Origin of the sequence: Zoogloea sp. (assembly GCF_017302315.1) — a bacterium.
GTDB lineage: Bacteria > Pseudomonadota > Gammaproteobacteria > Burkholderiales > Rhodocyclaceae > Zoogloea.
Genome location: NZ_JAFLDT010000153.1, coordinates 1 through 3,690, shown reverse-complemented (window position 1 = coordinate 3,690; position 3,690 = coordinate 1). Strand labels below are relative to the sequence as shown.

The 3,690-nt window shown below is 67.1% G+C and carries 4 protein-coding genes; all 4 read left to right on the top strand.

What is annotated here, in order from left to right; all coding sequences use genetic code 11:
- Positions 1 to 815 (top strand): radical SAM protein (locus J0L98_RS21335; RefSeq protein ID WP_296414241.1); only part of this gene is annotated, 815 nt, incomplete at its 5' end.
- Between the two features lie 281 nt (positions 816 to 1,096).
- Positions 1,097 to 2,359 (top strand): zinc ribbon domain-containing protein, encoded by a 1,263-nt coding sequence (locus J0L98_RS21330; protein WP_296414240.1) that lies wholly within the window; start codon positions 1,097 to 1,099, stop codon positions 2,357 to 2,359.
- 59 nt (positions 2,360 to 2,418) lie between these two features.
- Entirely contained in the window at positions 2,419 to 2,832 is a 414-nt protein-coding gene (locus J0L98_RS21325; RefSeq protein WP_296414238.1) for a secondary thiamine-phosphate synthase enzyme YjbQ, read from the top strand.
- A 332-nt stretch (positions 2,833 to 3,164) separates the two neighbouring features.
- On the top strand, positions 3,165 to 3,506 hold the full coding sequence (locus J0L98_RS21320) for a PEP-CTERM sorting domain-containing protein (RefSeq protein ID WP_296414237.1): 342 nt from the start codon (positions 3,165 to 3,167) through the stop codon (positions 3,504 to 3,506).
- The last annotated feature ends 184 nt before the right edge of the window (positions 3,507 to 3,690 follow it).

Below are 3,690 nucleotides of genomic sequence, written 5' to 3'. Positions count from 1 at the left end.
ACGGCTGCTCGTGGAACGCCTGCACCTTCTGCGAGATGTACACGGCCCCCCAGAAGGCCTTCCGCGCCCGCAGCGAGGACGAGGTGCTGGACAGCATCCGCCAGGTGGGCGAACGCTACGGCGACCGGGTGCGCCGCGTCTTCCTGGCCGACGGCGACGCCCTGGTGCTGCCCACCCGCCGCCTGCTGGCCATCCTGGAGGCCATCAAGACCCACCTGCCCGCCGTGCACCGGGTGTCCAGCTACTGCCTGGCCCGCAACCTCAAGAAGAAGACCGTGGCCGAGCTGGCGAGCCTGCGCGAAGCCGGCCTACGCATGGCCTACCTGGGCGCCGAATCCGGCGACGACCAAGTGCTGGAAAAAGTGCAAAAGGGCGAGACCCACGACAGCACCCGCGCCGCCCTCGACAAGCTCGGCGAAGCCGGCATCACCCGCTCGGTGATGATCCTCAACGGGCTGGGCGGGCAGATCTACAGCGACCAGCACGCCGACCACTCCGCCCGCCTCGCCAACGCCACCCAGCCCGAGTTCCTGTCCACCCTGGTGGTGAGCTTCCCCCAGGGCGAAACGCGCTTCCGCGCCGGCTTTCCCGAATGGGAAGCCCTGGACCAGCCCGGCCTGTTCCGCGAGATGGAGCGTTTTCTGTCGCAACTGGAACTACGCCGCACCGTGTTCCGCTCGGATCACGCCAGCAACTTCCTGGTGCTCAAGGGCACCCTGGGGGTGGATAGAGAGAGGCTGCTGGCACAGGTGAGGCAGGCCATCGCCGATCCCGACAACGCCCACCTCCGCCCCAACTGGGCCCGCGGCCTGTAGGCAGAAAGCAGAGCCCCCTGTAGGGGCGACTTCAGTCGCCCGCGGACTTGGATCAAGGGCATGCCGGTGATCGGCGCACGATGGGCGACTGAAGTCGCCCCTACCCCGCACCCGATAGGCCACATAGACCGTCAGACGACGCGTCAAACGGAGGTCCCTGGGATGAATTCGACCCCACAGAGGCATCAGGGCGGATCGGCGCGGGTAACACTTGCTTGACCCACCCCTCTACCCAGCGTAAATCACGGAGGCCTTCCGACTGAATCTTCCGCGGAGCCCCCATGAGCCTCAAGCAAGCCCTCTCCCGCGCCGCGGCGCGTACCCGGCAGCAGCTCACCCACCTGGACAGCCAGCCCCTGGGGCGGGCGGTGCTGGTGGTTGTGCTGTTGCTCGATCTGTTCATCCTGATGTCGATCTTCGACGGGCTGGCGGCGCATACGCGGCAGCTCACCGCGCCGGACGAGACCATTCCCCACACCTGCCGCGCGATGGTGATCGACGAGACCTGGACCACGGACAATCGCCTCGGCCGGCTGGCCGCGCTGGCGACGGCCGGCAGCGCCAGCCCGTATCCGCCCCGCGAGCACAAGGCCGAACACCACCCGCTGTGCGCACCCTATCTGGAGCGGATCGCCCGCATCCAGGCCGACAAGGCCCTGGTGCGTCTTTTCGAGACCCACCAGAAGCTCGAGCGGGAGGTGCGCGAGCAGCAGCTCGCCATCGACCGCCTGAAGGGCGCCTACGACAGCTCGCTGCTGGAGCGCATGGCCGGCGACACGCCCGGGCAGACGCCGGTGGACGCCAGCCGCGCCGAGTTCCGCAGCCGCACAGCCGCCCTCGATGGCCTGAAGGCCCAGGCCGCCACGCTGGCGCAGACGATCAACGCCCGCGACGACATCCAGGCCCTGTGGGCGGTGCTGGACAAACCGTCGGAAGCCGACCGGGAGCAGTTGCGCGACGCGCTGCAGCGCCTCAACTTCTGGTTTCCGGTGAAGCAGCTGGGCATGCAGCTACTCTTCCTGCTGCCCCTTTTCCTGCTTTTCTACGCCTGGAACAGCGCCAGCCTGCGCGGCGGGCGGAGCCTGCAGGCCCTGGTCTCGGCGCATCTGCTGGTGGTGAGCTTCATCCCCATCCTCTTCAAGCTGGTCGAGGCGGTGTATCGGATCATTCCGCACCGGCTGCTGGCGGCGCTGTTCGAATTTCTCGAGGCCTTCCGGCTGGTGGCGATCTGGCACTACCTGGTGATGGCGGCGGTCATCACCGCGGCGCTGGGGGTGATCCATTTTCTGCAGAAGAAGCTCTTCTCCCGCGAGCGGCTGCTGGCGCGGCGCATTGCCCGGGGCGAGTGCCAGGGCTGCGGCATGCACCTGCCAGGCGACTCGGCCGCCTGCCCGTTCTGCGGCTATGCCCAGTTCCGCCCTTGCCCTCACTGCCACGGCCTGATGCATCGGCATGCACGCTTTTGCCGGCACTGCGGCCAGCCCGCGGCAACGGCCACGGGGCCGGATGAGCGGCATGCGGACGATACAAGGCGCGAAAATTGAGCGTGTCGGCCCCGGACCTGCCTTCTCGGCCCCCCCTCCACGTCACAGGAAATCACAGCATGGCCTACCAGACCACCCTATCCTTCGCGACGCGTGGTCGCGGCACGCAGGACATCACGGCCCGGGTGGCCGAGGTGGTACGTGCCGCCGGCGTCACCGTCGGGCTGTGCCATGTCTTCGTGCAGCACACCAGTTGCGCCCTGATGATCACCGAGAACGCCGATCCGGATGTGCGGCGGGATCTGGAGACGATCTTCGGGCGCCTTGCACCGGATGGCGACCCGGCCTACCGGCACGACCTGGAAGGGGACGACGACATGGCCGCCCATGGGCGCAGTGTGCTGTCGGACGTGGGCGTGACGGTGCCGGTGGGGGGCGGACGCCTGCTGCTGGGTACCTGGCAGGGGATCTTCCTGTGGGAGCACCGGCAGGGCAGCCATGCCCGGAGGGTGGTGGTGACGGTCCTGGGCTGAAGGGGTGTGAATAAATCTACTGCGCAGCCCGATTTCGCCCCTGCGATGCTCACCGTACCCTTGTACGGCTGCGCTTCTCGGCGCGAACTCGAACTGCTCGCGACGATTTCTTCACACCCTTTGAGGGATGTAAGCGAATCTACTGTGGCACCCGGTTTCATGCCGGCGATGCAAATGGAGCAGCGCTTTTCTGTCGGTTTTCTTTACAGGATAAGGAATTAATTCACGGACAAAATGTGAGAAGTCGCGCTAGGCACGGGTTACACAATTCAGGCACGAGATTTGCATCACCCGCTTTGAGGGGTGGTATGTGCCACCCCGGAGAATCGCTGATGCGCACGCCCACCCTGTTCAAACTCCTGATGTGTTGCATGCTTTTGGTCGTGACCGCGCTCGCCCTGCCAACCTCCGCCTGGACGGCCCCGGGCGGCATCACCGACCCGGGCACCGAAGCCGCCGCCGTGCCCACCGGCGACGGGGTTGCCACTCCCGGCAGTGATATCGACCCGCAGGCTCCTGCGGCACCTCAGGCCCTCGCTGAGCCGGATCGCCTTGCGCGCATGCCCCTGGGGCCGTTCCATGCGGCCGTCTCCGCGCCCGCACCGGAACCTTCCGCCCTCTTGCTGTTGGCCGTCGGCATTGGCCTGCTGTGGCTGGTACGCCGCATGCGCTGATGCAGATGCCCGACCACACACCCCGGGACAGGTAGCCTTTCACGGGTAAAGGCCGGGGCCGGTGCTATGCTCGGCGGGTTCGCTGCCAGGCTCGGCCCGGCAGCCCGCGTGTTTTCCGGAGTCCTGCCCATGAAATCCGCCTTTGCTTTGCGCCGCGCAAGCCTCGCCATCAGCCTCGCCCTTG

What these genes read in the sequence shown, in the direction of transcription:
- J0L98_RS21325 (WP_296414238.1), top strand. Translation starts at nt 2,419, where the DNA reads ATGGCCTACCAGACCACCCTATCCTTCGCGACGCGTGGTCGCGGCACG.
- J0L98_RS21330 (WP_296414240.1), top strand. Translation starts at nt 1,097, where the DNA reads ATGAGCCTCAAGCAAGCCCTCTCCCGCGCCGCGGCGCGTACCCGGCAG.
- J0L98_RS21320 (WP_296414237.1), top strand. Translation starts at nt 3,165, where the DNA reads ATGCGCACGCCCACCCTGTTCAAACTCCTGATGTGTTGCATGCTTTTG.